Consider the following 23,229-nt stretch of genomic DNA (forward strand, 5'->3'; position numbering starts at 1 on the left):
ACCAGTATATCCGGAGCCGGGACGGGAGAACCCCCAGCGACCGCATGCACGGGCAGGGCATGGGATACGCTACGTATCGTGAATTTCGATGCCACCTCAAGAAGGAGACACGCGCAGCATGAAGCACGGGCTGATACGCACGGCCGCCTGTCTCGTTCGGCTGTACTACCGGGTGTTCTATCGCGTCCGTATTATCGGCCGGCACCGGCTCTGGCGTCTTCAGCAAGGCCCGTTGCTGGTGGCCGGCAATCATGTCTCCATGAACGATCCGGTCCTGCTCTCGGCCTTCCTCAGTCCCTCCATTCGCTTCATGGCGAAGGAGGAGCTGTTCCGCGTCCCTGGGGTCTCTTGGCTCATCCGGCGCATGGGTGCGTTTCCGGTCCATCGACGCGGCATCGGCATCGGCGCCATCCGCACCGGATTGCGGATTCTGGAGCAGCAAGGCGTGGTCGGCATCTTCCCAGAAGGGACGCGCAACCGCGGACAAGGGCTCCTGCCCGCCAAGCCGGGAGTCGGGTTTCTGGCCGTGCGCACGGGCAGCGTCATCCTGCCTGTGGCCATCGCCCTGCACCCACGCTGGGTTTTCCGGCGCAACTACATCCTCATCGGCCGGCCGATTGTGGTTAGGCCCTATGAGCGGGCGGATTACCGGGCTCTGTCGCGGCAGGTGATGGCGGTCGTGGACGACCTGTTGGCTCGGGTGCAAACACGTGATAGGGCATGGGGCAGGGGCATCAAGGCCCGCCCTGCGCCCGCGTTGTCGGCTCCTCTGCAGGAGGAGCCGCACGGCGAGTATGAGACCCGGGCCCCGGAGGGGAGCAGCTGATTCGCATCCGGATGAGCAGAGGTTTGCGTTCGCTTCTAGAGGCGCTGTGACGCCTCCGGGACTGATGGCTTGATGAAGCGCATCGGCGTCTCCTCGAGACGGATGCGCAGGGTTTGGATGGCCAGCGGTTCGCCATCGACGTGCGCGTAGGTGTCGGCCGGAAATTCCACATCAATCGCCTGCCCGCGCAGTGCGGTGACAACGTCGGTGCGGCGGATATGCTGGCCGCTGTATACCAGTGGAAACAGGCGTAGAAACTTCAGCTTGTCCAGCTTGGAGACCACGCAGATATTGAGCACCCCGTCATTGAAGCGGGCGTTCGGAAACAGCTTCATGCCGCCCGCGTAGTAGGGGCAATTGCCGACGACCAACATCCATACATCCGTAAGCCGCAGGCTTTCGCCATCAATGCGCAGCTGGACCTCGGTCGGCGCGAAGGTGGCCAGAATGCGCAGCGCGCTGTACGCGTAGCCCAGGGGGCCGAGGTGCTTAACAGCGCTGTGGCGGTTGATGTAATCGGCGACAATGGCGTCGAAGCCCATGCCGGCGGCGATGATGAAGCGGCGATGGTTGAGTGTGGCCACGTCGACTTCCACTTCGCTCGGCTGATTGAGCATGTTGAGCAGACGTCGGGTGGACTTGGGCAACCCCAAGGCGCGCGCCAGGTCGTTGCCTGTCCCGCACGGGATGATGCCGATGCGGACATTGCGCCCGAAGGCGCCGTTGACCACTTCGTTCACGGTGCCATCGCCCCCGACCACGACGATGCGCTCATAGCTGCCGGCGGCCTCGCGCGCGCATGCCTCCGGTTGTCCGGGAGCCTCTGTGAAGACGACGTCAAACGGAAATTTCGCTCCTTCGCGCAGCACGCGGGCCATGACCCGCCAGCGCCGGAAGCTGCGGCCCCGACCAGCCGCCGGATTCACCAGGAACAGGGTGTTCATGGCCACATCCTCTCGTCCGACTTGTGCCTGTTGGGCAGGTTGTACATTCGCGCTTTAGCCGGCCGGATCCTGCATGTGAAACAGTCGGTAATAGTGATCAATGAGCTGCTGCGTAGGACCGCTCCAGTCCAGATGCGAGACCAACTCCAGCGCGCGTTGCCGAACCGCCTGTCGGCGGCGCTGGTTGCTGAACAAATCGGTCAGCGTGGCGAGAATGGATTCTGGGCTCAGCGGATTGAACAACCAACCTGCCCGCCCGTGCTCGAGGACCTCGAGCGTCGCGGGGCTCTCCGCGGCCATGATGGGCAGCCCGCTCGCCATCGCTTCGTACAACACCAGGCCGAGCGTCTCGGTCGTGGAGGGGAAGACGAATCCATCCGCCGACGCGTAGGCTTGCGCGAGTTCGTCGCCGAACAGGTAGCCGGTGAAGGTGGTGTTGGTTCCCGCGAAGGTCTGCTCAAGCGCCGAACGGTGCGGGCCGTCCCCGACGATGGCCAGGTGGATGTCCGGCAGCTCGCCCAGGCAGGGACGCAACCGTTCAATCCCCTTTTCCGCGGCCAAGCGTCCTACGTAGAGCAGGATGCGGGCGTCGCGCACGTTTTTCGCATCGGCATCCGGCTGGCCCAGCAGCCGTCGGCGCATCTCGACGGACCTATGATCCGGTGAAAACCGGCGCAGGTCTACGCCTCGGTCCCACAGTGCGAGGTTGCGGAAGCCCCGCGCCCTCAGCTCGGCCATGGTCGCTTCGGAGGGGCATAGATTGATGGCCGCCCGGTTGTGGATGGTGCGAAAACACCACCACAGCATCGGTTCCAACCAGTGCAGCCGGTAATAGCGGGCATAGGCCGGGATGTGGGTGTGGTAGGAGGCAATCAACGGCACCCGCAGCCACCGCGAATAGTAAATGGCGGCGAAACTGAGAAATCCGGGGTTGACCGAGTGGATGACATCGGGCTGAAATTCGCGCAGGATCCGCCCGACACGCGGAAAGGGCCGCGCAAATCGCTTTTCCGGATACAGGTAAAAGCGAAAGGAAGGCACACCGATGACCCGCGCCGACGCGTACTGGGGCGGCGCGCCCTCGGGCGCGAAGAGCAAAATCTCATGATCTTGATCGGCCAGGTGGTCCAGTGTCGCGCACAAACGCGTGACCACGCCGTCGGTCCCCGGCAGAAAGGTCTCCGAAAACACTGCAATACGCATCCAGAATTCCTCCACAACGTCGCCGTTCAAGAGATCATTCTCTCCGCCTGGGAATCGGCCTATACCGAACCTCGACCGACCACATCTCCGTTGCATCGGCCACTGGCCGAACCTGGGCCACCCGCGCCTTCTGTTGTGGGACAGTCCTTGGTGTCGCTGGAAAAAATATAGTGCAGAGAGGGCAAAGGTCTGGTATAGATGAGGGTAAGATGAACCAGGAAAGTGGGTGGGCGTTTTGGCCTGGTGGATCTGGTTGGTCATCGCGTTCGGGATTGGCGTGATTGAGTTGGCCACGGTGACCTTTGTCCTGCTGTGGATGGCCATCGCCGCGTTTGTGACGTCCGTGGTCAGCCTGGTCGTGCCCGACGTGTGGGTTCAGCTGCTCATCTTCGCGGCGGTCAGCGTGGGCCTATACCTGGCCACGCGGCCGGTGGCGCAGAAGTGGCGGGAAAAGCGGCGCTACCCCACGACGCGATTGGAGGGGATGGTCGGGGAGCGGGCGGTGGTCGTCAAAGGGGCCGCGCCTGGCCGCATGGCCACCGTGCGTGTCAGGGGCGAGCTGTGGAGCGCCCAGAGTGACGCGGTGCTGGAGTCGGGGAGTCAGGTGGTCATCGTACAAGCGGAATCGAGCGTGCTGTTTGTCCGGCCGGCCATGCAGGAACCACCTGCGGGAGCCAAGTAGACGCTTGCCCGCGCCGAGAAGTGAAAATTTCTGGGGCTTGAGTCCGGAAAGGGGTAGTGGATGGTATGGTCGGTACGATAGTCGTCCTGATCTTGGTTGTGCTGGTGGTGCTGCTCATCTTGCGCGGCATCCGCATCATTCCGCAGCAGCGCCTGGCGATTGTGGAGCGCCTGGGCAAGTATCACGCGACCTTGCAGCCGGGCGTGAACCTGATTATTCCGTTTATCGATCGGGTGGTGCGCGTGGTCGATCTGCGCACGCAGCAGGTTGTCGTGCCGCCGCAGATGGTGATCACGAAAGACAACGTGCAGATCCAGATTGACACGGTATTCTTCTATACCATCGTCGACGCGCGCACGGCGACTTACAACATCGCCAATGTGGTGCAGGCGATTCAGAACATCACTGCCGCCAACATTCGCCAGGTGGTCGGTCACATGGAGCTGGACGAGACGCTGGCAGGCCGTGACAAGATCAGTTTGGCGCTGCGCACCGCCCTCGACGAGGTGACCGAGTCGTGGGGTGTGCGGATTGACCGAGTGGAAGTAGTCGACATCAAACCGCCGGCGGAGATCCAGGATGCCATGGAGAAACAGATGAAGGCGGAGCGCGAAAAGCGGGCGAACATCCTGCAGGCGGAGGGTGAGCGGCAGGCCGCGATTCTCAAGGCTGAGGGCGAGAAGCAAAGCGCCATCCTGCGCGCGGAAGGGCTTCGGGAGTCGCGCATTCGCGAGGCAGAGGGCGTGCGCGAGGCGCAGCGCCTGGAAGCGGAAGGGCGCGCCCAGGCCATCCGTCTGGTCGCGGAGGCGGAGCGCAACCGCATCGAGATGATTCGCCAGGCGCAATTGGACGCCAATGTGCTGACGTATCAGTCATTCGAGGCATTGCAGGGGATGGCGAACGGATCGGCCACGACGCTGTTCATCCCATCAGAGGCTGTCGGCGTCCTGGGGGCGCTGGGCGCATTGAAAACCGCCGCGAACAAAGGGGATGCAGGGAAAGACGCCGAGTGAGACAGGGCGGCAACCGACAGGCGGCCGAAGGCTGCAAGGACGGCGTCACGCATCGCGAACTTTTGACGGCAGACGACAAAAAACACCCAGGCGAAACCGCTTGCCGCCTGGGTGTGCTCCCGGGGTGATATGGAATGCTTCAGTAGAGTCCGAATGTGCTGGGGATCTTAGAAAAACGATTCGCCAATGGGAAACCCGTCAGGGTGCGCTGTGAACGTTGATGAGACTGAGAGCGTGCTGGATAATGCTGTGTAGGCCAACGGTGCGATAGCTGACATGGCGACTACGACAGACGCAAGCGCAATCAGCTTCTTCATCACAATGTATCACCTCGTCCTTTGCCCCCGGGGGCCGCCTGTTTGAGCGCGAAATGTGTCGTATTTCCTTGTGGATGATTTTAACTATGAATCCACCTGACTGTCAACGCTCTATTGATATTTTTGTGATTATCGTTTTTCGGTTATGATAGAGAAGAGATATTCTGACAGGATGCAACCAAAATGCGAGGACATTGATGGTGGTCAGGGGTGTGCCTGTGGAGAATTTCAACTCTGAACGCATAATCGAACTGCTCGAAGAGGAACGCAAACGTATGGCCAGGGACATTCACGATGGGCCAGCCCAGAGCTTGACCAACGTGACTATGCGCCTGGAGGTTACAGAACGCATGCTTGAAAACGGACGCCTGGAGGATTCGATTCAGGAGATTGAGCGCCTGAAGTCTATCCTCAGGACCGCGATTAACGATGTGCGGCGCCTCATCTTCGACCTGCGCCCCTCGTTTTTGGAGCGCGGCGTATCCGACGCCATCCGCTTATATGCTGAACGGTTTTCGCAAATGTCTGGTCTGCCGGTGACGGTAGATAGTGAGTGGGGACAGCCTAATCTATCCCGTAGCGCGGCGGTCGCGGTATTTCGAGTAGTTCAAGAGGCGCTGAATAACATTCATAAACACGCCAAAGCCACGACAATTGAAATACGGTTGCTCCATAGGAATGGCGTCTATCAGGCACTCGTAAAGGATGATGGAAAGGGCTTTGCGACAGACGTATCGTCGTCGGCGTCCTACGGTTTGCAGGGTATGAAAGAGCGGATGGAGCTAGTGGGAGGCCGCGTTATGGTCCAGTCGCAACCTGGCCACGGGACCCTGGTCACATGCGAGGTGCCCGCAGCGGATGAATGAGAAATGGAGGCTTGGATTTGCCCACTTTCAACGAGGCAATTACTATGCCGCGATCCATTCATGCCAGCAATATGCCCAAGAGGCTACTGATAGCGTGGAACGCGCTTCATTCTTAAATTCTGTGGGTGCCACTGTATTTCGCCTCAAGTCCCCTGAAGCGGCTCGGCCCTACTACGAGCAGGCACTGTCCCTGTTGGGAAATGAGAATGGGGATCATGTAATAGCTCTTAGATTGAAGTGTACAGCGAACCTCGCTCTCGTCTTGGGCAATGCAGGCCATGTCGATGAAGCGTTGCGCGTGTGCCAAGCCGTTTTGGAACAGACCTCCAATCAATTTCCTTATGAGTCGTCTGCGTTATTAAGCACCTACATATATTCGCTAATACGCTCGGAGCTGTACGAGCAGGCCTTGGAATTGTTTCCTGCTGTCCTAGAGATGATTCGCTTGATTGCTGATCCTGGTCTGCAACGGGTCTTGGAGGGGCTGCTCCGCTACAATGTGGGTTGCGCGGCAGAAGCCATGGGAAAATTTGAAGAGGCCCTGTGTCATTTTCATAAGGCCGCTCAGGTCGATCCCGCGTCCGGGCCCTATCAAGGCATTGCGCGTATGTACCTATATCTCGAACGACCAGCAGAAGCGATTCAATATACTTCGGAATTCTATCGCAGCGTATGGGGAAATTCTATGGCTGACGGAAATGTCAAGCTAGCAGACAATCTGTACCTGATTGGGTTGTTTGCGTATTATGCTGCCCAGAGAGATTTGAGCGCGCGATGCGTGGAGAAGGCCGAGATCTACCTTGGCCAGGCTTGTTACTGGAACGAATGGCTTAAAGTCCGCGATTTTGATTCTTGGGTTAGCCAGCGCGACATTGTCATTCCCGAAGACACTTTTGACTGGCCGCTCTGGCATCAGTTTCTGGATGAGTTGAGCCTCATCGACAGCTTTGAGACCATGTTCCCGCGGTTTGCGCACATGCCGCGGTACGAGGCCAATCTGGCCGCGCAGTTGTACGAGCGGATCGTGCCGGACGCGCCGTGGGATGATATACGGCGGTTGCAGGTGGCAGGGCGCTTGGTGTATCTTGGGTTGACTGTCATGACGTCGAATGAAGAGGAAGCTGCCTCCATTCTCAGTGATCGGTCCTCCATCCCTGAGATTGGGCAGCTCGGCGTTCGCCTGCTTGAGGCGTACCCGCACAGCGAAAACTATCGCTATCTGATTCCGGCATGCCGCAAGGGTGCGGACGTGTCGGGGTTGACGGACGAAGACCGGTTGATGGCGGAGTGCCTCGGCTTGTCGCTGGATTACGTGGAGCTGATGGAACTGTATGGGCTGTCTCATGACGAGGCCATGCGAGAATTGGCATCAAGTCGCTACCATCTCTACGATCCGCGAGTGGTAGATTCTTTTCGCGCTCAAATGACAGTGTAAGCGCTGGTATGGGTCCCTTTTCACGATCAACCGGACAGATGAACACTCCAAGGAGGTTGACATGAACCACTTGCTGCAACATCTAACCCTCCCGCAGACCCATCGCGGGTCTTCCGTCTCCGCTCCGGTTGTGTCGCAGGGGAGAGTGCGCGTTCACACTTTGATGACCCATCCGCTGTTTGATGTCGCCGTGAGGTCCTTGTTTTCCCAGCGACCGAACTTTGAATCCGGGAACTCGTTTCACGGCTTGGAAGACCTCCTGCATGGGCTGCGTGGCCCGGAAGACGAGTTGATGGACGTCCTTATCACCGACATCACGCCGGATGCGCGGACGACGCCGCGGTTTATGGCTGAACTTCGGCAATTGCGGCCGCAGTTGGCGGTTGTTCACCTGATTCCGGAGACCGACGACGCCGCCGTGATTGTGCAGGCGTTTCGCTGGGGCGCCGACGCATACCTGTTTCAAACGGCGCCGGTCGAAGTGCTGGAGCAGGCGGTGAACACGGTGCTGGAAGGGAAGGCGTACATCCAGACTCACCTGACCCCGTTGGTCTTGGCTGAGATTCGACGGCCGGATCAGGCCGTGTTCACAGCAGAAATTGACGTGCCTTTGAATGAGCGGGAGCAGATGCTCCTGCAGCTGGCCACGGACGGACTGAACAACCGGGCGATTGCCGAAGTGTTTGGTGTGACGGAAAAGACGGTGCGTGGCATGTGGTCCACGTTGATCCGCAAGCTTGGTGTGAACGACCGCACGCAGGCGGTGCTCTGGTCCATCCGCTCCGGCTTCACACGCCTCCATTGAATTTCTTTACAGCAATTCCCGACAGGATTTTTGGCGCACGGTGTCGAACTGGTAAGGCGCGGCGGGTAAACGCTCGTGGTCTCGCGCGATGAATGGAGCCGGATTGCACCCGGTTGTCAATCATCCACGATTCTCGTCGAGTGATCTGACCCTTCTGCGAGGAGCGATGCCTGAGTGATTGAGATGCAGGACGTCTGGAAGCAATACCCAAATGGGACGATGGCGCTCAGCGGCATCACGATAAATATCAAGAAAGGTGAATTTGTCTATGTGGTCGGGCCCAGCGGCGCTGGGAAATCGACCTTCATCAAGCTGATGTACCGTGAGGAGCGGCCGACCAAGGGGCAGATCTTTGTGAACGGGTTTAACATCGAACGGCTGCGCCATCGGAAGATCCCGCTGTTGAGGCGGCACATTGGTGTGGTGTTTCAGGACTTCAAGTTGTTGCCGAAGCTGACCGCGTACGAGAACGTGGCGTTTGCCCTGGAGGTGATTGGGGCCCCGCAGCGGCACATCCGCAGGCGCGTCCCGGAAGCCCTCGCGTGGGTCGGGCTGGAGGACAAGGCGGATGTGTTGCCCACCCAGCTTTCTGGCGGGGAGCAGCAGCGGGTGGCCGTGGCGCGGGCGCTCGTCAACAACCCCAGTGTCATCATCGCCGACGAGCCGACCGGCAATCTAGACCCCGACACTTCCTGGGGCATTATGAAGCTGTTTCAGCGCATTAATGACCGAGGTACCACCGTCGTGATGGCGACGCACAACCGGGACATTGTCAACACGATGCGCAAGCGTGTCATTGCCATTGAAGAAGGGCGGATCGCCCGAGACGAGCAAAAGGGACTGTACGAATATGAGGATTAGCAGCATTGGGCGGCACCTCCGCGAAGGCAGCAAGAGTCTCATCCGCAACGGCTGGATGTCGTTCGCATCCATCAGCGCTGTGGCCGTGACCCTGCTGATTCTGGGATCCACGTTGGTGCTGGCCATGAACGCGCAGCAGATGTCGAACTATGTCTCCGGGCAGTTGGAGATTTCGGTCTTTCTCAAGCCGCAGGTTTCGGACAGTGAGGGGGCGCAGACGGCCGCAGCTGTCAAACAGATTCACGGGGTGGAATCGGTCCAGCTGGTGACCCACGAGGAAGGCTTCAAGCAGCTGCAGGACTCGTTGGGCAGCCAGTATAAGAACGTGCTCGATGGATTGCCGAAAAACCAGACCATACCCGTCAAGTTGGTGGTCAAGGCGCAAGACCCGCGGCAAACGGTGGCCATCAGCAACAAGATTCAAGGCATGCGCAACGTCGACACGGTGCTCGACGGCAAATCGTATGTGGACAAGTTCTACCGTTTCATGGATACGGTGCGCAACATCGGGCTGGTATTCGTGGTGGCCCTCATCCTGATGGCGATGTTCCTCATTTCCAACACCATCAAGATTGCCATCTTCAACCGCCGCCGTGAGATTGAAATCATGAAACTGGTGGGCGCTACAAACTGGTTTATTCGTTGGCCGTTCCTGGTGGAAGGGATGCTGATTGGCGCCATTGGGGCCGTGGTCCCGTTTGCCGCCATCTGGGTGGTCTACCGTCAGATCTTCTCCCATCTGAACGGCAGCTTCATCGCGCTGACGTTCCCCCTGCTGCAGCCGGGTGCGTTATTGGGAAAACTGGCGGTCATTATGTTTGGCATAGGACTCCTGATTGGCCTCTGGGGCGGCATCATGTCCATCCGCAAGTTCTTGCGCGTATGACAAGCAGGAGCGTGGGCAGTTGCATCGAATCACATGTGTAGGGTCCGCAGGAGCCAGTTTGCCGGATGGAAAAGGGAGTCTTCGTGTTGGGTGCCTATGATGGATGGCAAATCGCAAACGCTTTGTGGGACGGGGCGCGCATGTTGCTGGAAAACCCCCTCCTCTACCTGGGCACGGCGCTCATGTACGCCGAAACGTACCGCACGAGCCGCCAGGAGCGTGGTTTTTTCGGCTTTCGCCTGACGCGCGCCTGGCGTTCTGTCGGGTTACGCTGGGTGTATGCGTTCATCGCTGGGCTGATTGCCAGCGCCATCAGCGTCGCGTCGGGTTTAACCTTGGACGTCTGGGGCGTTGGCGCGGTGGTGGTGCTGAGCATCCTGCTCGCCTGCATCCGTCTGCGCCTGTGCGCTACCGTGTACGCCATTGCCATCCTCGTCGCTCTCAGCCGCGTGCTGCTTATGCTGCCGGTGCCTTCCGGGCCTTCGTGGCTCCGTGAGACGTGGCTGCATTTGGCGCGCCAACCGGTCAGCCCATGGCTGGCGGCGGCGGCGCTGTGTTTGCTCCTGGAGGTGGGCCTGTTGCTTGTCGGGCGCTATCGCTTCGTCGCCCCTGCCTTTGTCCAGAGCAAACGAGGCCGGGCGATTGGTGCGTGGACGAGCCAACTGGCTTTCGTTGTGCCCGTGCTTTGGGTGGCTCCAGGCGGTCACCCGCTCTTACATACACCCTGGCCTTGGCCGTTGCTCGGCGGGCTCGGCGCGGCGGGGGCGACGCTGGCCGGTATACCTCTCTTCCTCGGGCAAAGCGGCCTGTATGCGGCACTCACACCGCAAGGGGCGGCGAGCATTCGAGCCGCCTATGACGCGGTCTGTGGCGCGTTGTTGGCTGCCGATGCGTGGGCTGTCGTCCACCTGGGTCCGACTTGGGCGTGGGCGGGCGTGCTGATTGCTCTTTTGGGTCAGGAGGCTGCCACCTGGCATGTGCACTGGCGAGAGCTTCTGGCCGATCCGCTCTACGCTCCGGTTTCGGACGGTGTCAAGCTGTTGGCTGTGGTGCCCGGTTCCCTGGCCGACACCATGGGATTGAAGCCGGGCGAGATCATCACGCACATCAATCAGGTTCCGGTTCAGACCAGCTATGACCTGCACTTCGCGCTCGACCAGAACCCGGCCTACGCGAAGCTGCAGGTCTATGACGTGCGTGGCGAAATGCGGCTGGTCGGGAAACCGGTGTTCAGTGGGGAGAGGGCCAAACTGGGATTGATACTGGCCCCCGATGTCCCGGGGGTGCCCAGTTACCGGCGGCGCCGCGTGGGGCTGTTTCAAACGCTGTATCTGAAAGCCCAGACGTCCGGAAATTCATACGAGGATGTATTTGTGGACGTCGACCCGGCGCCGCCTCACCAAACGTAAACGTGCGAGACGGGCATCGTTGGGTCCGTGCAGCCGTAAAGGCGTCCGTGATTCAAGTCCTGGTACAGAAAAAAAGAGGGGGCGGATGTTTCCCGGACGCTTGGTAAGGTCGGGCTGCAGCGCACATGGGGGTATCGGTGATGGATATTGCAACGCTGTTTGGTCTCGTTCTTGCCATTGGCAGCCTGATTTTGTCGTTTGTCACGGACGGGGGCAGTCTCTCCGCATTGGCGCAGGCGCCCGCCGCCCTGATTGTCTTCGGCGGCACCATCGGGGCCACCTTAACCTCCGTATCCCTGCGGCAATTCATGGGTGTGGGCAAACAACTGAAGATTGCCTTCTTTCAACGCCGTTCCAATCCCCTGCAGTTGATTGAGGAATTGGCAGAGCTGGCCACCATCGCCAGGCGAGAAGGGATCTTGGCGTTGGATGAGCGGTTGGAAGACTTCGATGACGACTTCCTGCGGCGTGGGCTGCAGCTGGTGGTCGACGGGGTGGATCCGGAGCTCGTAAAGTCCATGCTGGAGACGGAGCTGGACTATGTGGAAGAACGGCATGCGGCCGCCGCCGGCCTGTTCGAAACCGCAGGCGGGTACGCGCCGACCATGGGCATCATCGGCACCGTGATGGGGTTGGTTCACGTCCTGGGCAGCCTGCAGAACGTGGACAAGCTGGGACCGGAAATTGCCACCGCGTTTACGGCCACGCTGTACGGTGTCGCCAGTGCCAACATCCTCTGGCTTCCGATAGCCAGCAAACTGAGACGGCGGAGCGCGGAAGAGGCGCTTCTGCGTGAGATGACGCTTGAAGGCATCCTCTCCATCCAGGCGGGTGAGAACCCGAATATCCTGCGGCAAAAGCTGAAAGCGTTCCTGGCTCCGCACCAGAGGTCGGACAAGAGAGCGGACAAGGTGGGTGAGGTCGATGGCGAGACCGTCGAGGCGTAGCAGAAGGTCGTCCCATCGGCACGGAGGCCACGTGTCCAACGAGCGGTGGTTGATCACGTATTCGGACCTCATCACCCTATTGATGATCTTTTTCGTCATCATGTACGCCATGTCGAAGGTGAACCAGGTCAAGTTTTACACGTTGGAGCAATCTTTGGCGCAGGCGTTGCACCAGAGCCACGACATGCTGACCGGATCGGGCAAAAGCTCGCTTATTCAGTCGGCGAATCCAACTGATGCGGGTCATCACCTGGTGGCGCCGGCCAAAGTGGCTACGACTTCCCAGGGGGCCGTGGGCAACCAGCAGGATCAAGCCCTCAATCGATTGTACGAGCAGATTCGCGAATACATTCAATCCCATCACCTGCAGAACACGGTGTTGGTTCTAAATACCGTACGCGGGGTGCAGGTGACCTTTCCCGACGCGGTTCTGTTTCCGACCGGGAAGGCGACGCTGACGCCGCATGCGAAGAGTACGTTGAAGGCGTTGGTGCCGTTTTTGAAAAAAGTGGACAACAACATCGTGGTCGAAGGGTATACTGACAATCGCCCCATCCATAACTCCCAGTTTCCAAGCAACTGGGAGTTGTCGGCGGCGCGCGCCATCGGCGTTGTGCATTTTTTCGCCGACAACGGAATCCAGCCTGAGCGGCTGTCCGGCACCGGGTATGGGCCTTATCACCCGGTGGCGCCCAACAACTCGGACGCCAACCGGCAGAAGAATCGGCGCGTCAACATTGTCATTCTGAAAAACGGGAACGAATGACCTGGATAGCGATCTTTTCATCTCCGCGGATTGACGAAGCCGTGCCGCTGACGTAGCGTAGAGTCATGAACACTCCACGTGGTGACTCCTGGCTGCAACATGTTCATTCTGTACTGGCGCCACGCCGGGCTGGCATCATGACGCAGGGCGCCTCGGCGCAGGTGTCGGCGGTCCTGGTGCCGCTCGTGCAACTGGAAGGCGGCGAGTGGGGGCTGCTGTTTGAACGACGGTCTACATCTTTGCGCCGCCATTCGGGGGAGGTCGCGTTCCCGGGCGGGCACTTCGAGCCGACCGACTCTGATTTGCGAGCCACTGCGCTGCGCGAGACGTGCGAAGAGCTGCAGACGTCGCAGGACAACCTGCAGGTCTTGGCCGATCTCGATGTGCTCATCACCTGGTCAGGCCAGCGGGTGCACCCGTTTCTGGGCCGCATCCTGGATATGAGCCGAGTGGTCCCGAGCCCTTCCGAGGTGGCCGAGCTGTTCATCCTGCCCCTGGCTCGCTTGTGGGCGGTGCAGCCGCAAGTCTACAACCTGTCATTGCAGCCCACGCCGGCCGACGACTTTCCTTTCCACCTGATCTCTGGCGGGCGCGGCCATCGGTGGCGCAGGATGGTGGCCAGGCAATTGTTTTACGAAGTGGACGGACGTGTGATCTGGGGCATGACTGCCCGCATTCTGGAGCACGCCCTGCAGCTGCTGAAAGAGTGAAGCCTCTGGCACAGGCCGCTCGCTCGCACTTCCCGAAACGAAAACGGAAGCGACGCGGCCTGCCGGGCAAGGGGGGCGTCCAATTGACGCCAGCCTTCGACAGACAGGCGACGACACGTGGCACGGTATTTCTCAGGAAATGTCGAAGCCCCAGGGGATAGGTTCGTAGTCTACGTATACGATTCGATAACAAGTTCAGAATAACCCGATTTGAGTGTTGGATATTCGGTATGCGGAAGAGGGGGATTTTTGATGACCCAGTCCAGCGCACCCTGGCGCCGGCAAACCTTGGGGGACACGCTGCACCGTAGCCGCATGCGTCACCCGCACAAGCGGGCCCTTTTGTGGCGGGATGAATGCGTCTCGTATGGCGAGCTGGACGAGCGGGCCAACCAACTCTCCCACGCCCTGCTGGCCCAAGGGGTGCGCAAGGGAGACAGGGTGTCCATTTTGGCCACCAATTGCCTCGACTTCGTCATCGTCCACTTCGCGGTGGCCCGCACCGGTGCCATCCTCGTTCCCGTCAACTTCATGCTGGAACAGACCGATATTCTGTACATCCTCAATCATTGCCGGCCCAAAGCCCTGTTCGTCACACCCAACCGCCTCCGGGTGGCGGAGGACGTACTGGCCGCGTGGCCGCCAGCAGCGACGGCAGACAGCGTACGCCGCGGCTTGTCACGGGAGGCCGCCCAGGCTCCCTCCCTGCGGGTTGTCATCGACAGCACCGAAACGGTACCGGGGTGGACGACGCTGGCTGAGCTTTGCGTTGGGCAGCCACGCGAGGAGCTGGACGTGGAGATTTCCGATACGGACGTGGCGCAGATTCTCTACACCAGCGGAACCGAATCCCGCCCCAAGGGCGTCATGTTGACTCACCAGAACTTGATTTGGGAGTACGCCAGCTGCATCGTCGATTTCGAGTTCCAGCCGGACGACGTGTTGGTACACGCCATGCCTTTCTTCCACAGTGCCCAGTTGCACGCGTTTCTCGGCCCGTCGGTCTACATCGGTTCCACTGGGGTCATCCTCGACAGTCCAGAACCGGGGCGCCTCCTGCGCACCCTTGAAGGGGCGCGTGTCACCCAGTTCTTTTGCCCGCCAACGGTGTGGATAGCCATGACCAACCACCCGGATTACCCGCACACCGACCTGACCGCCCTACGCAAGTGCTACTTCGGGGCGGCCGCCACGCCGATGGAGGTGCTTGAATCCGCGGCCCGCGATCTGCCCCAGGTGCGCATCTGGAACACCTACGGCCAGACCGAAGTGGCCCCGTTCGCCACCGTCCTGCGCCCGGAGGAACAGCGTATCAAACCTGGCAGCGTGGGCCGGCCCTGCCTCAACATGGAGACGGCCATCATGGATGAGGAGGGAAACCTATTGCCACCGGGACAGCTGGGGGAAATCGTCCATCGCTCTCCGCACGTGATGCTTGGCTATTATGCGGATGAGGCGCGGACGGAGGGCGTCTTCGCGCACGGCTGGTTCCACACGGGCGATCTCGGTTTCTTCGATGCGGACGGGTTTCTCACCGTCGTGGATAGGAAGAAGGACATGGTCAAGACCGGCGGCGAGAACGTCAGCAGCCTGGAGGTGGAGGAGGTGTTGTACCAGCACCCCGGGGTCCAGGAAGCGGCGGTGATAGGGGTGCCGCATCCATATTGGGGGGAGGCGGTCACCGCCGTGCTCGCCCTGCGCCCGGGCGCGGCGGCCGACGCGGGCGAGGTGTTGTCGTTCTGCCGCCGCCGGCTGGCTTCTTTCAAAGTGCCGAAGTACGTGGTGTTCGCCGATGCGCTCCCGAAAAACCCGAGCGGGAAGATCCTCAAACGCGAACTGCGCGTCCGCTACCGGGACTTGGCCCAGCAGATGGGAGGCGCCACGCCTCAGTCGGAGACGCCGGCGCCACCGACCGACATCGTTTGACCAACGCTGCTCCGCTTGGCACACGGCTCGTGGTGGTATCATGGAATTGATTCCATGTGTGAGAAAGGAAGGGTGCGCGTGAAAGCGGTGCTTATGTCCGGCTTTGGCGATCCGGACGTCTTATCCATCGGGGAGGCGCCCACCCCGCGGCTGGGTCCGGGCGAGCTGTTGGTGCGAGTGCGGGCGACGGCGCTCAACCGCGCCGATCTATTGCAACGACGGGGGCACTACCCACCTCCCCCGGGAGCCCCGGACATCCTCGGGCTCGAGGCCGCCGGTGAAGTGGTTGAGGTGGGCGCCGGGGCAGGGGACTGGCGGATTGGTGATCGCGTGTGCGCCCTGTTGCCCGGGGGTGGATACGCAGAGTACGCCGTCATTCCGGCGGGCATGGCGATGCGCATTCCACCCAACCTGAGCTTTGAGCAGGCCGCGGCCATCCCGGAGGTGTTCCTGACCGCCTATCTCAACCTGTTCTGGTTGGCCCGGTTTGCCGCGCATGACCGGGTGCTCATCCACGCCGGCGCCAGCGGCGTCGGGACTGCCGCCATCCAGCTGGTGCGCGAAGGGGGCGGCCGGTCCTGGGTGACGGCCGGATCGACGGAGAAAATCGCACGCTGCCTGGAGCTGGGGGCTGAGGCTGGATGGAACTACCATGATGGATCGTTCGCGCCGTTTGTGGCCGAACAGACGGCCGGCCAGGGCGTCGATATCATCCTGGACTTCGTCGGGGCGCCGTATTTCCGCGACAACCTGCGGTCCCTGGCGATGGACGGACGCCTGGTGGTCATCGGCACCATGGGCGGCGTGAAGGTGGATGAGGTGGACCTGGGCTATCTGCTCGGCCGCCGGCTGCAAATCATCGGCACCGCCCTGCGATCCCGCCCGGTCGCCGAAAAAATCCGCCTGACGCAAGCGTTTTGGGCATTCGCGGAGGATCGCTTCGCGAGCGCCCGCCTGCGACCGGTGGTGGACACGGTCTTCCCTTGGACAGACGTCGTGGCGGCCCACCGATATATGGAGGAAAACCGCAACACGGGCAAGATTGTGCTCACGGTGGAGTGACGGTTTGTACAAGTGCTGAATCTATACCGAACCGTCTTGTTATCAATGCAAGAAATTTCCGGGAATCGGCGTCCACAGGCTGAGGCCTATCAATGCCAGGCTGCACGCGCCGACCACCGCCACGCTGGCGGTGTCCAGCGGGCGCCAGACGAGGGGCGACATCTCGGTTCGTCGCCCGCCGAGGCGGTACCCCCGCATCTCCATGGCTTCTGAAAACTCGTCGGCCAGGCGCAGAAGGGAGAGGAGCAGCGGGATGATGACCGCCGGCAGGTCGCGTAGCCGCAGGCCGCCGCGCGGACGGCCGCGTCCGCGGGCGCGGGCCATCCGCGCAAAGCGGTGGAACTCGCCCAGGAGCAAAGGGATGAAGCGCAGGATGAGCGACGCGGCCAGGGAAACGGCTTCGCTTGGGAAGCCAGTCCGCGCGAGCGGTCGCAACATCCGCTCGATGCCGCGCCGCATTTCCAGCGGGGGCGTGGTGGCGGGCAGTGCGGCTCCAACCGCTGCCAGCAACATGAAGCGGTATGTTTGCGCCAGTGTGTCCAGCGCCTGCCACGGCGCAAAACCTATCCTCCCCCAGTGCACCATGCCCTCCGGCCAAGCGCCGCCGGCGGTGCTGCCCCAGCGCAGACCGGACAGCGCCGCGGAGACCAGCAGGAGGACGACCAACGGCTTCATCAGGCGCCAGAACTGCTGGCGCGGGACATCGGCGGCAAGCAGCACCCCTGCCACCAACAGGGTGGCCACAGCGCAGCCGGCGGCACGGTCCTGCATCAGCAACGCGGCCGAGAGCATCAGGCAGCACGCCCATTTGGCCCGCACATCCAAGCGGCGAGCGACACCGCGCCACGGCGCCCGCCGCTCGGCAGAATGGACCAGCGGCGTTCCATCGGATGTCGCCCCGCCCGGCCCAGCACCATTCAGCCCAGCACGAATCAGCTCAGTATCGCTCGGCAGCGAAGCGGCATGCGGTGTCGGGGCCAGCTGCCCCGAGGGCGAGTCCAGGGCGTGTAGTGTAGGCTGCGGGCCGGGACTGTCCCCGCCTGTCACCGGCGCCCTGCTTCGCCACTGCAGCAAGGAGGCGGCCAGATTGTCCGCTGTCAGGGGTGTCGGCACCTCTCCTGTCACTTCCTTCACAAAGCTGGATATCTGAATCAGTTCGCAGCCGTCCATCCCGGCCTCCGCGAGGACCTGCGGCCGCTCCAGGAGTGACGCGGTGTCGCCGGAGAAGCGCACCCGCCCGCCGCACAGCACAATCACTGCATCCGCCAGCGGCAGCAGGGCGTCCAGGTCATGGGTGGCCACAATCACGCCGCCCGCCCGCCGCTGCGCCCGCCAATCCCGCAGCCAGCGGCAGAAGGAGGCGGTGGCGGCCGAATCCAGCCCGGCTGTCGGCTCGTCGAGCAGGAGCCAGTCCGGCTGAACGGCCATCGCGGTGGCCAACGCGACGCGCCGCTTTTGCCCGCCGGACAGGGTGAGCGGAGAGGCGGAGAGTAAGGCTTTGTGCAGACCCACCTGGGCCAGCGCCTCCGTTATCCGTCGCTGCTCCTCGGCGCGCGGGAGCTGCAGTGGCTTCAGGGAGTAGCGAAATTCACCGAGCACACTGGGGGCAAACAGGTATTCTTCCGGAGACTGCAGCACCAGGCTCAGCCGCCGCTGCACCGCCGGATTGACGCGGCCGGCCCGCCAGAGCGGTCGCCCGTCGCAGATGACCTGCCCGCGCGTCGGGGGTGTCAACCCGGACAGCGCTTCGAGCAGCGTCGATTTGCCGGCTCCGCTACGGCCAATGAGAAGTGTCACGGTCCCATCCAGAATGTCCAGGTTCACTCCCTGGATGAGCGGCCGGTCTGCCAACGACGTCGTCACCTCCAATTGCCGGACGGTGAAGGGCACTGGACCACCTCCCGCATCAACGCCTCCGCGCACAGCGGTTGACCGATGGGCCATCCGGCCGCCCGCAGCCGCAGGGCCACCGCCACAGCCGGGGGCGGTGTCAAGTCGAGGCGCTGACACCAGGACGCCGCGGCGTCGCCAATTGCCCCATCGCCGTAGAAGAACCCCTGCGGGCTGCCGTGGTACACCGCCTCGCCGTCCCGCAGGGCGAGCACCGCGTCAGCCAATGCCAGTTCATCGAGCCACTGCGTCACCCAGACGACGGTGACCCCGGCCTGCCGCAGCCGCCGGACGACCGTGAGAATGTTGCGGCGGGAGGACGGATCGAGCATGGAGGTGGCTTCATCGAAAATCAAGACCCGCGGTTTCACGGCCAGCGCGCCGGCGACAGCCACCAGTTGTTTTTGCCCGCCGGACAGGGTGGAAATCGGACGGTCTTCGAGACCGGCGAGCCCCACCTGGCCAATGGCAGCGCGCGTGCGGCGGGCGACTTCTCGCGGCGGCAGGGCGAGGTTTTCCAGTCCAAAGGCGACGTCCTCGGCCACCGTTTCCCCGACCAATTGCGCATCCGGGTTCTGGCCAATCAGTTGCACCAGTGATTCGGGAGCGGCCGCAGCCGAGGTTGACCCGGGAGCAGGACCGGGTGCACGGCTCGTATCTGGCTGTCGATCCGCCCGTCCTTGTTTCTGGGCGCTCGCTTGCGCCCGTTGGCCCAGCGGCACCCGCTGCCGGTCGATGAGCAGTTCGGCCCGCCCTTTGGAGATCGGCAAGCGGCCGGCCAGGACGCGGGCCAGCGTGCTCTTGCCGCTTCCGTTCGGGCCGACGACAGACAGCCATTGCCCGCGGGCGACGGACAAATTCAGCTGGCGGAGCACCGGTTTGGGGCCCGCGCCGGTGTGAAACAGGACATCTACCTGCTGAAGTTGGATGCCAGCCCCCAGTGTGTCCACTCTTTGCATCCTCCCATGGTCGTGCTAGAATCCGATTGTAAACATCATAGCATCATAAAGTTTACAAACCAAGCAGAATGGAGGAACGGGCATGTCATTTCGCTTGACGGTGCGGGGAGTGGTCCTCTCCGCCCTGTTTGCGGCGCTGCTGGTCGTGATGAGCTACGCGAGCGTGCACATTCCCGGATCGCCGGTGCCCATCACGTTGGAGAACATGGCGGTCATGTTGGCGGGGGCGATTCTCGGCCCCTGGTACGGGTTTTTCAGTATGCTGCTGGTGCTGGTGCTGACAGCGCTGGGGCTGCCGCTGCTGCACAACTCCGGCGGCATGGGGGTCATCCTGGGGCCGACAGGTGGATACATCTGGATGTGGCCGGTCTGCGCGTTCGGGATTGGCGCTCTCGTGCAGGCACTCAGCAGGGGCCGCGGCAGCGGGGCGTGGCGCGGAGTCGCGTCGCTCGTCGGGCTGTTTGTCGTCGTGGAGGTGTGCGGATCGTGGCTGGATTATGTGCTCGCGATTCCCTGGCTGATGCACACGCTGCACTTGAGCTTCGGCAAGGCGATGGTGGCCGGCTGCTACCCCTATTTGCCGGGCGACGCCTTGAAGGCGGCAGCGACGGCGGTTATCGCGCGGGCTGTCCATACGGTCTACCCGCCACAGAGGTTGACCGTCGGAGCGGCATCACAGGTGGTCGCGCTCGACAGGGGGGATGCATAGGTGAGCGGCGCTTCGGACACCTTGAACCTGTAGTCACTGGCGAGGGGGGACGAAGATGAAGACGGTCGCCGTGGAACAGGGCCTCGGCAACGTGAAAGACTACTTCGAGGCGCAGGGCTGCCAGGTGGTGGAGCTGGACCACGCAGCGGTGAGCGCGCCAGCCGGCGCCTCGGTCATGGTCGTGACGGGCGGGGACAACAACCTGATGGGGATGCAGGACATCGTGGCGGATGTGCCGGTTGTCTCCGCGGAAGGGTTGTCGCCTGAAGAGGTCTATCGGCGGGTCCAGAACTACTTGCAATGACTGTGCTCAACCAAGTCCATCAGGGTTTGTAGGGCGGCCGCTCGGCCGCCTTTTCGCGTATAGATCTGCAATCGGATTGTATTATCAGTTCAATCTGTCTCTTTCCAGAATTATGCCACCAACCAATTTCTTGTAATATAAGCTTTTAATTTGCTTGATGTTTTGTGTATAGTAGGGTATGCAGACGGCCTTTTTGCTTTGGTCCATGGCGTTGAAAGCGTTTCATGTACAGTAAAGGGGTGAAAGAGTCCATGGGATACAAACGCAATGTAGGCGCATTTGCCCTGATGATGACAGGGCTTGGCTCAATCATCGGATCCGGCTGGCTGTTTGGCGCCTGGAAGGCGGCGAATGTGGCCGGCCCGGCGTCGGTGTTCGCGTGGATCATCGGGGCCATCGTCATTATGTTCATCGGTCTGACGTTCGTGGAATTGGGCTCGATGTTTCCCGAGGCCGGCGGAATGGTCCGCTATGCCCAGTATTCGCATGGCTCACTGGTCGGATACATTGCCGGATGGGCAAACTGGATTGCCATTGTCTCGGTGATCCCGATTGAGGCCGAGGCCTCGGTTCAGTATATGAGCTCCTGGCCGTGGGCGTGGGCGCAGTCCTTATACAACGGACATACACTGCAGCCCTTGGGGCTGTTCTTTGCCGCGGTGCTGGTGTTCATTTACTTTCTGCTGAACTATTGGACGGTCAAGCTGTTTGCTCGCGCCAATACGTTCATCACGGTGTTTAAGTTCATTGTGCCGACGCTGACCTTCATCAGCTTGATAGTCGCCGGTTTTCATGCAGGGAACTTTCACCAGTATGGCGGGTTCGCCCCGTTCGGTTGGTCGGCGGTGTTGACTGCGGTCGCCACGTCGGGGGTGGTGTTTGCGTTCAACGGATTTCAGAGCCCTATCAACCTGGCCGGTGAGGCGAAAAACCCGGCGAGGGCCGTGCCGCTCGCGGTGGTAGGATCCATCCTGATTGCGGGCTTGATCTACGTCGGTCTTGAGATAGCCTACCTCGGCGCCGTACCGGGGCACAGCCTGCTGCACGGATGGAATAACGTGGTGCTGAACTCCCCGTTTGCGGATCTGGCGCTGGCCATCAACCTGAACTGGTTGGCTGTCATCCTGTTCGCGGACGCGTTCGTGTCGCCGTCTGGAACCGGCATCACCTACACCGCTTCGACTGCGCGCATGGTCTACGGCATGGAGAAGAACGGCTATTTCCCGAAGGCGCTCGGCCGTATCCATCCGCGCTTTGGCGTGCCGCGGCCGGCGATGTGGCTGAATCTGCTGGTGGGGTACGTGTTTCTGGTGTTGTTCCGGGGCTGGGGATCACTGGCCGACGTGATCTCGGTGGCCACGCTCATCTCGTACGTGACCGGACCGATTACGGTCATGGTGCTGCGGCGCACGGCGCCTAACCTGCACCGTCCGTCGCGCATCCAGGGGCTTAAGGTGATTGCCCCGCTGGCGTTCATGCTCGCGTCGCTGATTCTCTACTGGGCGCGCTGGCCGCTGACCGGCAAGGTGATCATCATCATGCTGATTGGCCTGCCCATCTACTTCTACTACCAAGCAAAAGCCGGATTCCGCGGCTTCGCCCGTCACCTGAAGGCAGGCATCTGGCTGCTTGTCTACCTGGGATGGATGGCACTCTTGTCCTCGCTCGGCAGCGCGAAGTTCGGTGGTCACAATATCATTCCGTACGGGTGGGACATGCTGGCGGTCGCGGCGTCGTCGCTCATTTTCTACTTCTGGGGCGTCAAGAGCGGCTGGGCGAACGAATACCTGGAAGATGCCGAGGCACTCAACCGCGCTGGCTTCAAAGCGGTGACATGACACCTTTTGCATGGCCCCCCGATTCCGGCATAATGATGAGAAAGAAGACGAATCAGTCGTGCCCCAAGGCCTGCTCACGACTAAAGTGAAGGAGACGAACCGATGCAGCGAGCTGTCGAACTGGTCAGTCACGGCGCCACCCTGCGCGGAATGGAGCACATCCCCGACCAAGCGGCGGAGAAGTATCCGGCGGTTCTGTTGTTTCACGGGTTTACGGGAAACCGGTTGGAGCCGCACCGCATGTTTTTGAAGATTTCCCGAATGCTGGAGGACATTGGCTACGCGAGTTTTCGATTCGATTTCATGGGCAGCGGCGAGAGCGACGGCAACTTTGAGGATATGACCCTTTCCACCGAGGTGGCGGACGCGCACAGGATGGTCGATTGGGTCAAACAGCATCCGAAGGTGGATGCCAAGCGCGTGGTGCTGCTCGGATTGAGCATGGGCGGCCTCGTGGCCAGTCTGGTGGCCGGGGACCGGCCGGACGACGTGTGGCGCCTGATTCTCATGGCGCCAGCCGGCAACATGCCCGGCATCGTCCGTTCCATCGAGTCGAGCCAAGCGGTCCAGCCGGATGCCGAGGTGTTCGATCACGCTGGCAACTTGGTCGGTCGCGCGTTTGCCGATGATCTGAGGGGATTGGACGTGTTCCCGCGGGCCGCGCGCTACCGAGGACCGGTGCTGCTGATTCACGGCGAGAAGGACGAAACGGTGCCGTATCAGGTTTCGGAGCAATACCGCGATCTTGCGTACGGTGATTGCGCCTCCATCCACATCGTACCGGACGCCAACCACACCTTTGACGGGCACGCGTGGGAGAACGAAGTGCTCGCCGCAATCCGTGGGTTTCTTGCATAAAAGGGGGCCGAGC

22 protein-coding genes are annotated in these 23,229 nt (G+C 61.5%); 18 read left to right on the forward strand and 4 right to left on the reverse strand.

Features of this window, described 5'->3' with window-relative positions; all coding sequences use genetic code 11:
* The first annotated feature begins 118 nt into the window (after positions 1–118).
* On the forward strand, positions 119–826 hold the full coding sequence (locus tag AK2_RS11990) for a lysophospholipid acyltransferase family protein (RefSeq protein ID WP_067934702.1): 708 nt from the start codon (positions 119–121) through the stop codon (positions 824–826).
* A gap of 35 nt (positions 827–861) precedes the next feature.
* Here AK2_RS11990 and AK2_RS11995 read toward each other — a convergent pair whose 3' ends face one another.
* Both AK2_RS11995 and AK2_RS12000 read right to left on the reverse strand, forming a co-directional pair.
* Positions 862–1,770 (reverse strand): diacylglycerol/lipid kinase family protein, encoded by a 909-nt coding sequence (locus tag AK2_RS11995; RefSeq protein WP_067934705.1) that lies wholly within the window; start codon positions 1,768–1,770, stop codon positions 862–864.
* A gap of 54 nt (positions 1,771–1,824) precedes the next feature.
* Entirely contained in the window at positions 1,825–2,973 is a 1,149-nt protein-coding gene (locus AK2_RS12000; protein ID WP_067934797.1) for a glycosyltransferase family 4 protein, read from the reverse strand.
* Between the two features lie 235 nt (positions 2,974–3,208).
* On the opposite strand from AK2_RS12000, the gene AK2_RS12005 reads away from it, so the two are divergent.
* From AK2_RS12005 to AK2_RS12065, 13 genes are all read left to right on the forward strand, one after another.
* Positions 3,209–3,655, forward strand: a complete 447-nt coding sequence (locus tag AK2_RS12005) for an NfeD family protein (RefSeq protein ID WP_169794786.1) — start codon at positions 3,209–3,211, stop codon at positions 3,653–3,655.
* Positions 3,656–3,720: 65 nt separating this feature from the next.
* Entirely contained in the window at positions 3,721–4,668 is a 948-nt protein-coding gene (locus AK2_RS12010) for an SPFH domain-containing protein (RefSeq protein WP_067934710.1), read from the forward strand.
* 535 nt (positions 4,669–5,203) lie between these two features.
* Positions 5,204–5,851 (forward strand): sensor histidine kinase, encoded by a 648-nt coding sequence (locus tag AK2_RS12015; RefSeq protein ID WP_169794787.1) that lies wholly within the window; start codon positions 5,204–5,206, stop codon positions 5,849–5,851.
* Between the two features lie 685 nt (positions 5,852–6,536).
* Complete coding sequence (locus tag AK2_RS17175) at positions 6,537–7,286, forward strand: hypothetical protein (protein WP_169794788.1); 750 nt, start codon at positions 6,537–6,539, stop codon at positions 7,284–7,286.
* A 61-nt stretch (positions 7,287–7,347) separates the two neighbouring features.
* Positions 7,348–8,091, forward strand: coding sequence for a response regulator transcription factor (locus AK2_RS12025; protein WP_067934717.1), 744 nt, complete (start codon positions 7,348–7,350; stop codon positions 8,089–8,091).
* Positions 8,092–8,265: 174 nt separating this feature from the next.
* Positions 8,266–8,952, forward strand: coding sequence for a cell division ATP-binding protein FtsE (gene ftsE, locus AK2_RS12030; protein ID WP_067928559.1), 687 nt, complete (start codon positions 8,266–8,268; stop codon positions 8,950–8,952).
* Entirely contained in the window at positions 8,942–9,838 is an 897-nt protein-coding gene (ftsX, locus tag AK2_RS12035; RefSeq protein WP_217994699.1) for a permease-like cell division protein FtsX, read from the forward strand. Before ftsE ends, ftsX begins: the two co-directional genes overlap by 11 nt.
* 65 nt (positions 9,839–9,903) lie before the next feature.
* Positions 9,904–11,247: a PDZ domain-containing protein gene (locus AK2_RS12040; protein ID WP_067934719.1), complete on the forward strand. Its 1,344-nt coding sequence runs from the start codon at positions 9,904–9,906 to the stop codon at positions 11,245–11,247.
* Positions 11,248–11,387: 140 nt separating this feature from the next.
* Positions 11,388–12,194 carry a flagellar motor protein gene (locus AK2_RS12045; protein ID WP_067934722.1) on the forward strand — a complete coding sequence of 269 codons (807 nt, stop codon included), beginning with the start codon at positions 11,388–11,390 and terminating at the stop codon, positions 12,192–12,194.
* Positions 12,172–12,960 (forward strand): OmpA family protein, encoded by a 789-nt coding sequence (locus AK2_RS12050; RefSeq protein ID WP_083521158.1) that lies wholly within the window; start codon positions 12,172–12,174, stop codon positions 12,958–12,960. The genes AK2_RS12045 and AK2_RS12050 overlap by 23 nt, the downstream gene beginning before the upstream one ends.
* A 65-nt stretch (positions 12,961–13,025) precedes the next feature.
* A complete protein-coding gene (locus AK2_RS12055; RefSeq protein ID WP_067934727.1) occupies positions 13,026–13,670 on the forward strand; it encodes an NUDIX hydrolase in 645 nt (214 codons plus the stop codon).
* Positions 13,671–13,922: 252 nt separating this feature from the next.
* On the forward strand, positions 13,923–15,596 hold the full coding sequence (locus tag AK2_RS12060) for a fatty acyl-CoA synthetase (protein WP_067934729.1): 1,674 nt from the start codon (positions 13,923–13,925) through the stop codon (positions 15,594–15,596).
* 78 nt (positions 15,597–15,674) lie between these two features.
* Positions 15,675–16,658, forward strand: a complete 984-nt coding sequence (locus AK2_RS12065) for an NAD(P)H-quinone oxidoreductase (RefSeq protein WP_067934731.1) — start codon at positions 15,675–15,677, stop codon at positions 16,656–16,658.
* Positions 16,659–16,700: 42 nt separating this feature from the next.
* Here the strand turns inward: AK2_RS12065 and AK2_RS12070 are convergent, their stop codons facing one another.
* Both AK2_RS12070 and AK2_RS12075 read right to left on the reverse strand, forming a co-directional pair.
* Positions 16,701–18,548 carry an ATP-binding cassette domain-containing protein gene (locus AK2_RS12070; RefSeq protein WP_067934734.1) on the reverse strand — a complete coding sequence of 616 codons (1,848 nt, stop codon included), beginning with the start codon at positions 18,546–18,548 and terminating at the stop codon, positions 16,701–16,703.
* The gene (locus AK2_RS12075; protein WP_067934736.1) at positions 18,518–19,498 is read right to left on the reverse strand and encodes an ATP-binding cassette domain-containing protein; all 981 of its coding nucleotides are present in this window, start codon (positions 19,496–19,498) and stop codon (positions 18,518–18,520) included. Before AK2_RS12075 ends, AK2_RS12070 begins: the two co-directional genes overlap by 31 nt.
* 91 nt (positions 19,499–19,589) lie before the next feature.
* On the opposite strand from AK2_RS12075, the gene AK2_RS12080 reads away from it, so the two are divergent.
* From AK2_RS12080 to AK2_RS12095, 4 genes are all read left to right on the forward strand, one after another.
* Entirely contained in the window at positions 19,590–20,216 is a 627-nt protein-coding gene (locus tag AK2_RS12080; RefSeq protein ID WP_067934739.1) for a biotin transporter BioY, read from the forward strand.
* 55 nt (positions 20,217–20,271) lie between these two features.
* Positions 20,272–20,520, forward strand: coding sequence for a YkuS family protein (locus AK2_RS12085; protein WP_067934741.1), 249 nt, complete (start codon positions 20,272–20,274; stop codon positions 20,518–20,520).
* Between the two features lie 251 nt (positions 20,521–20,771).
* On the forward strand, positions 20,772–22,358 hold the full coding sequence (locus AK2_RS12090) for an APC family permease (protein WP_067934744.1): 1,587 nt from the start codon (positions 20,772–20,774) through the stop codon (positions 22,356–22,358).
* Positions 22,359–22,460: 102 nt separating this feature from the next.
* Entirely contained in the window at positions 22,461–23,216 is a 756-nt protein-coding gene (locus AK2_RS12095) for an alpha/beta hydrolase family protein (protein ID WP_067934746.1), read from the forward strand.
* Positions 23,217–23,229: the final 13 nt, after the last annotated feature.

It is taken from the genome of Alicyclobacillus kakegawensis NBRC 103104, assembly GCF_001552655.1.
In the GTDB taxonomy this organism is placed as follows: domain Bacteria; phylum Bacillota; class Bacilli; order Alicyclobacillales; family Alicyclobacillaceae; genus Alicyclobacillus_G; species Alicyclobacillus_G kakegawensis.

What these genes read in the sequence shown, in the direction of transcription:
- AK2_RS12060 (WP_067934729.1), top strand. Translation starts at nt 13,923, where the DNA reads ATGACCCAGTCCAGCGCACCCTGGCGCCGGCAAACCTTGGGGGACACG.
- AK2_RS12040 (WP_067934719.1), top strand. Translation starts at nt 9,904, where the DNA reads ATGGAAAAGGGAGTCTTCGTGTTGGGTGCCTATGATGGATGGCAAATC.
- AK2_RS17175 (WP_169794788.1), top strand. Translation starts at nt 6,537, where the DNA reads ATGGCTGACGGAAATGTCAAGCTAGCAGACAATCTGTACCTGATTGGG.
- AK2_RS12090 (WP_067934744.1), top strand. Translation starts at nt 20,772, where the DNA reads ATGGGATACAAACGCAATGTAGGCGCATTTGCCCTGATGATGACAGGG.
- AK2_RS11990 (WP_067934702.1), top strand. Translation starts at nt 119, where the DNA reads ATGAAGCACGGGCTGATACGCACGGCCGCCTGTCTCGTTCGGCTGTAC.
- AK2_RS12025 (WP_067934717.1), top strand. Translation starts at nt 7,348, where the DNA reads ATGAACCACTTGCTGCAACATCTAACCCTCCCGCAGACCCATCGCGGG.
- AK2_RS12000 (WP_067934797.1), bottom strand. Translation starts at nt 2,973, where the DNA reads ATGCGTATTGCAGTGTTTTCGGAGACCTTTCTGCCGGGGACCGACGGC.
- AK2_RS12095 (WP_067934746.1), top strand. Translation starts at nt 22,461, where the DNA reads ATGCAGCGAGCTGTCGAACTGGTCAGTCACGGCGCCACCCTGCGCGGA.
- AK2_RS11995 (WP_067934705.1), bottom strand. Translation starts at nt 1,770, where the DNA reads ATGAACACCCTGTTCCTGGTGAATCCGGCGGCTGGTCGGGGCCGCAGC.
- AK2_RS12080 (WP_067934739.1), top strand. Translation starts at nt 19,590, where the DNA reads ATGTCATTTCGCTTGACGGTGCGGGGAGTGGTCCTCTCCGCCCTGTTT.
- AK2_RS12045 (WP_067934722.1), top strand. Translation starts at nt 11,388, where the DNA reads ATGGATATTGCAACGCTGTTTGGTCTCGTTCTTGCCATTGGCAGCCTG.
- AK2_RS12085 (WP_067934741.1), top strand. Translation starts at nt 20,272, where the DNA reads ATGAAGACGGTCGCCGTGGAACAGGGCCTCGGCAACGTGAAAGACTAC.
- AK2_RS12055 (WP_067934727.1), top strand. Translation starts at nt 13,026, where the DNA reads ATGAACACTCCACGTGGTGACTCCTGGCTGCAACATGTTCATTCTGTA.
- AK2_RS12010 (WP_067934710.1), top strand. Translation starts at nt 3,721, where the DNA reads ATGGTCGGTACGATAGTCGTCCTGATCTTGGTTGTGCTGGTGGTGCTG.
- ftsX (WP_217994699.1), top strand. Translation starts at nt 8,942, where the DNA reads ATGAGGATTAGCAGCATTGGGCGGCACCTCCGCGAAGGCAGCAAGAGT.
- AK2_RS12050 (WP_083521158.1), top strand. Translation starts at nt 12,172, where the DNA reads ATGGCGAGACCGTCGAGGCGTAGCAGAAGGTCGTCCCATCGGCACGGA.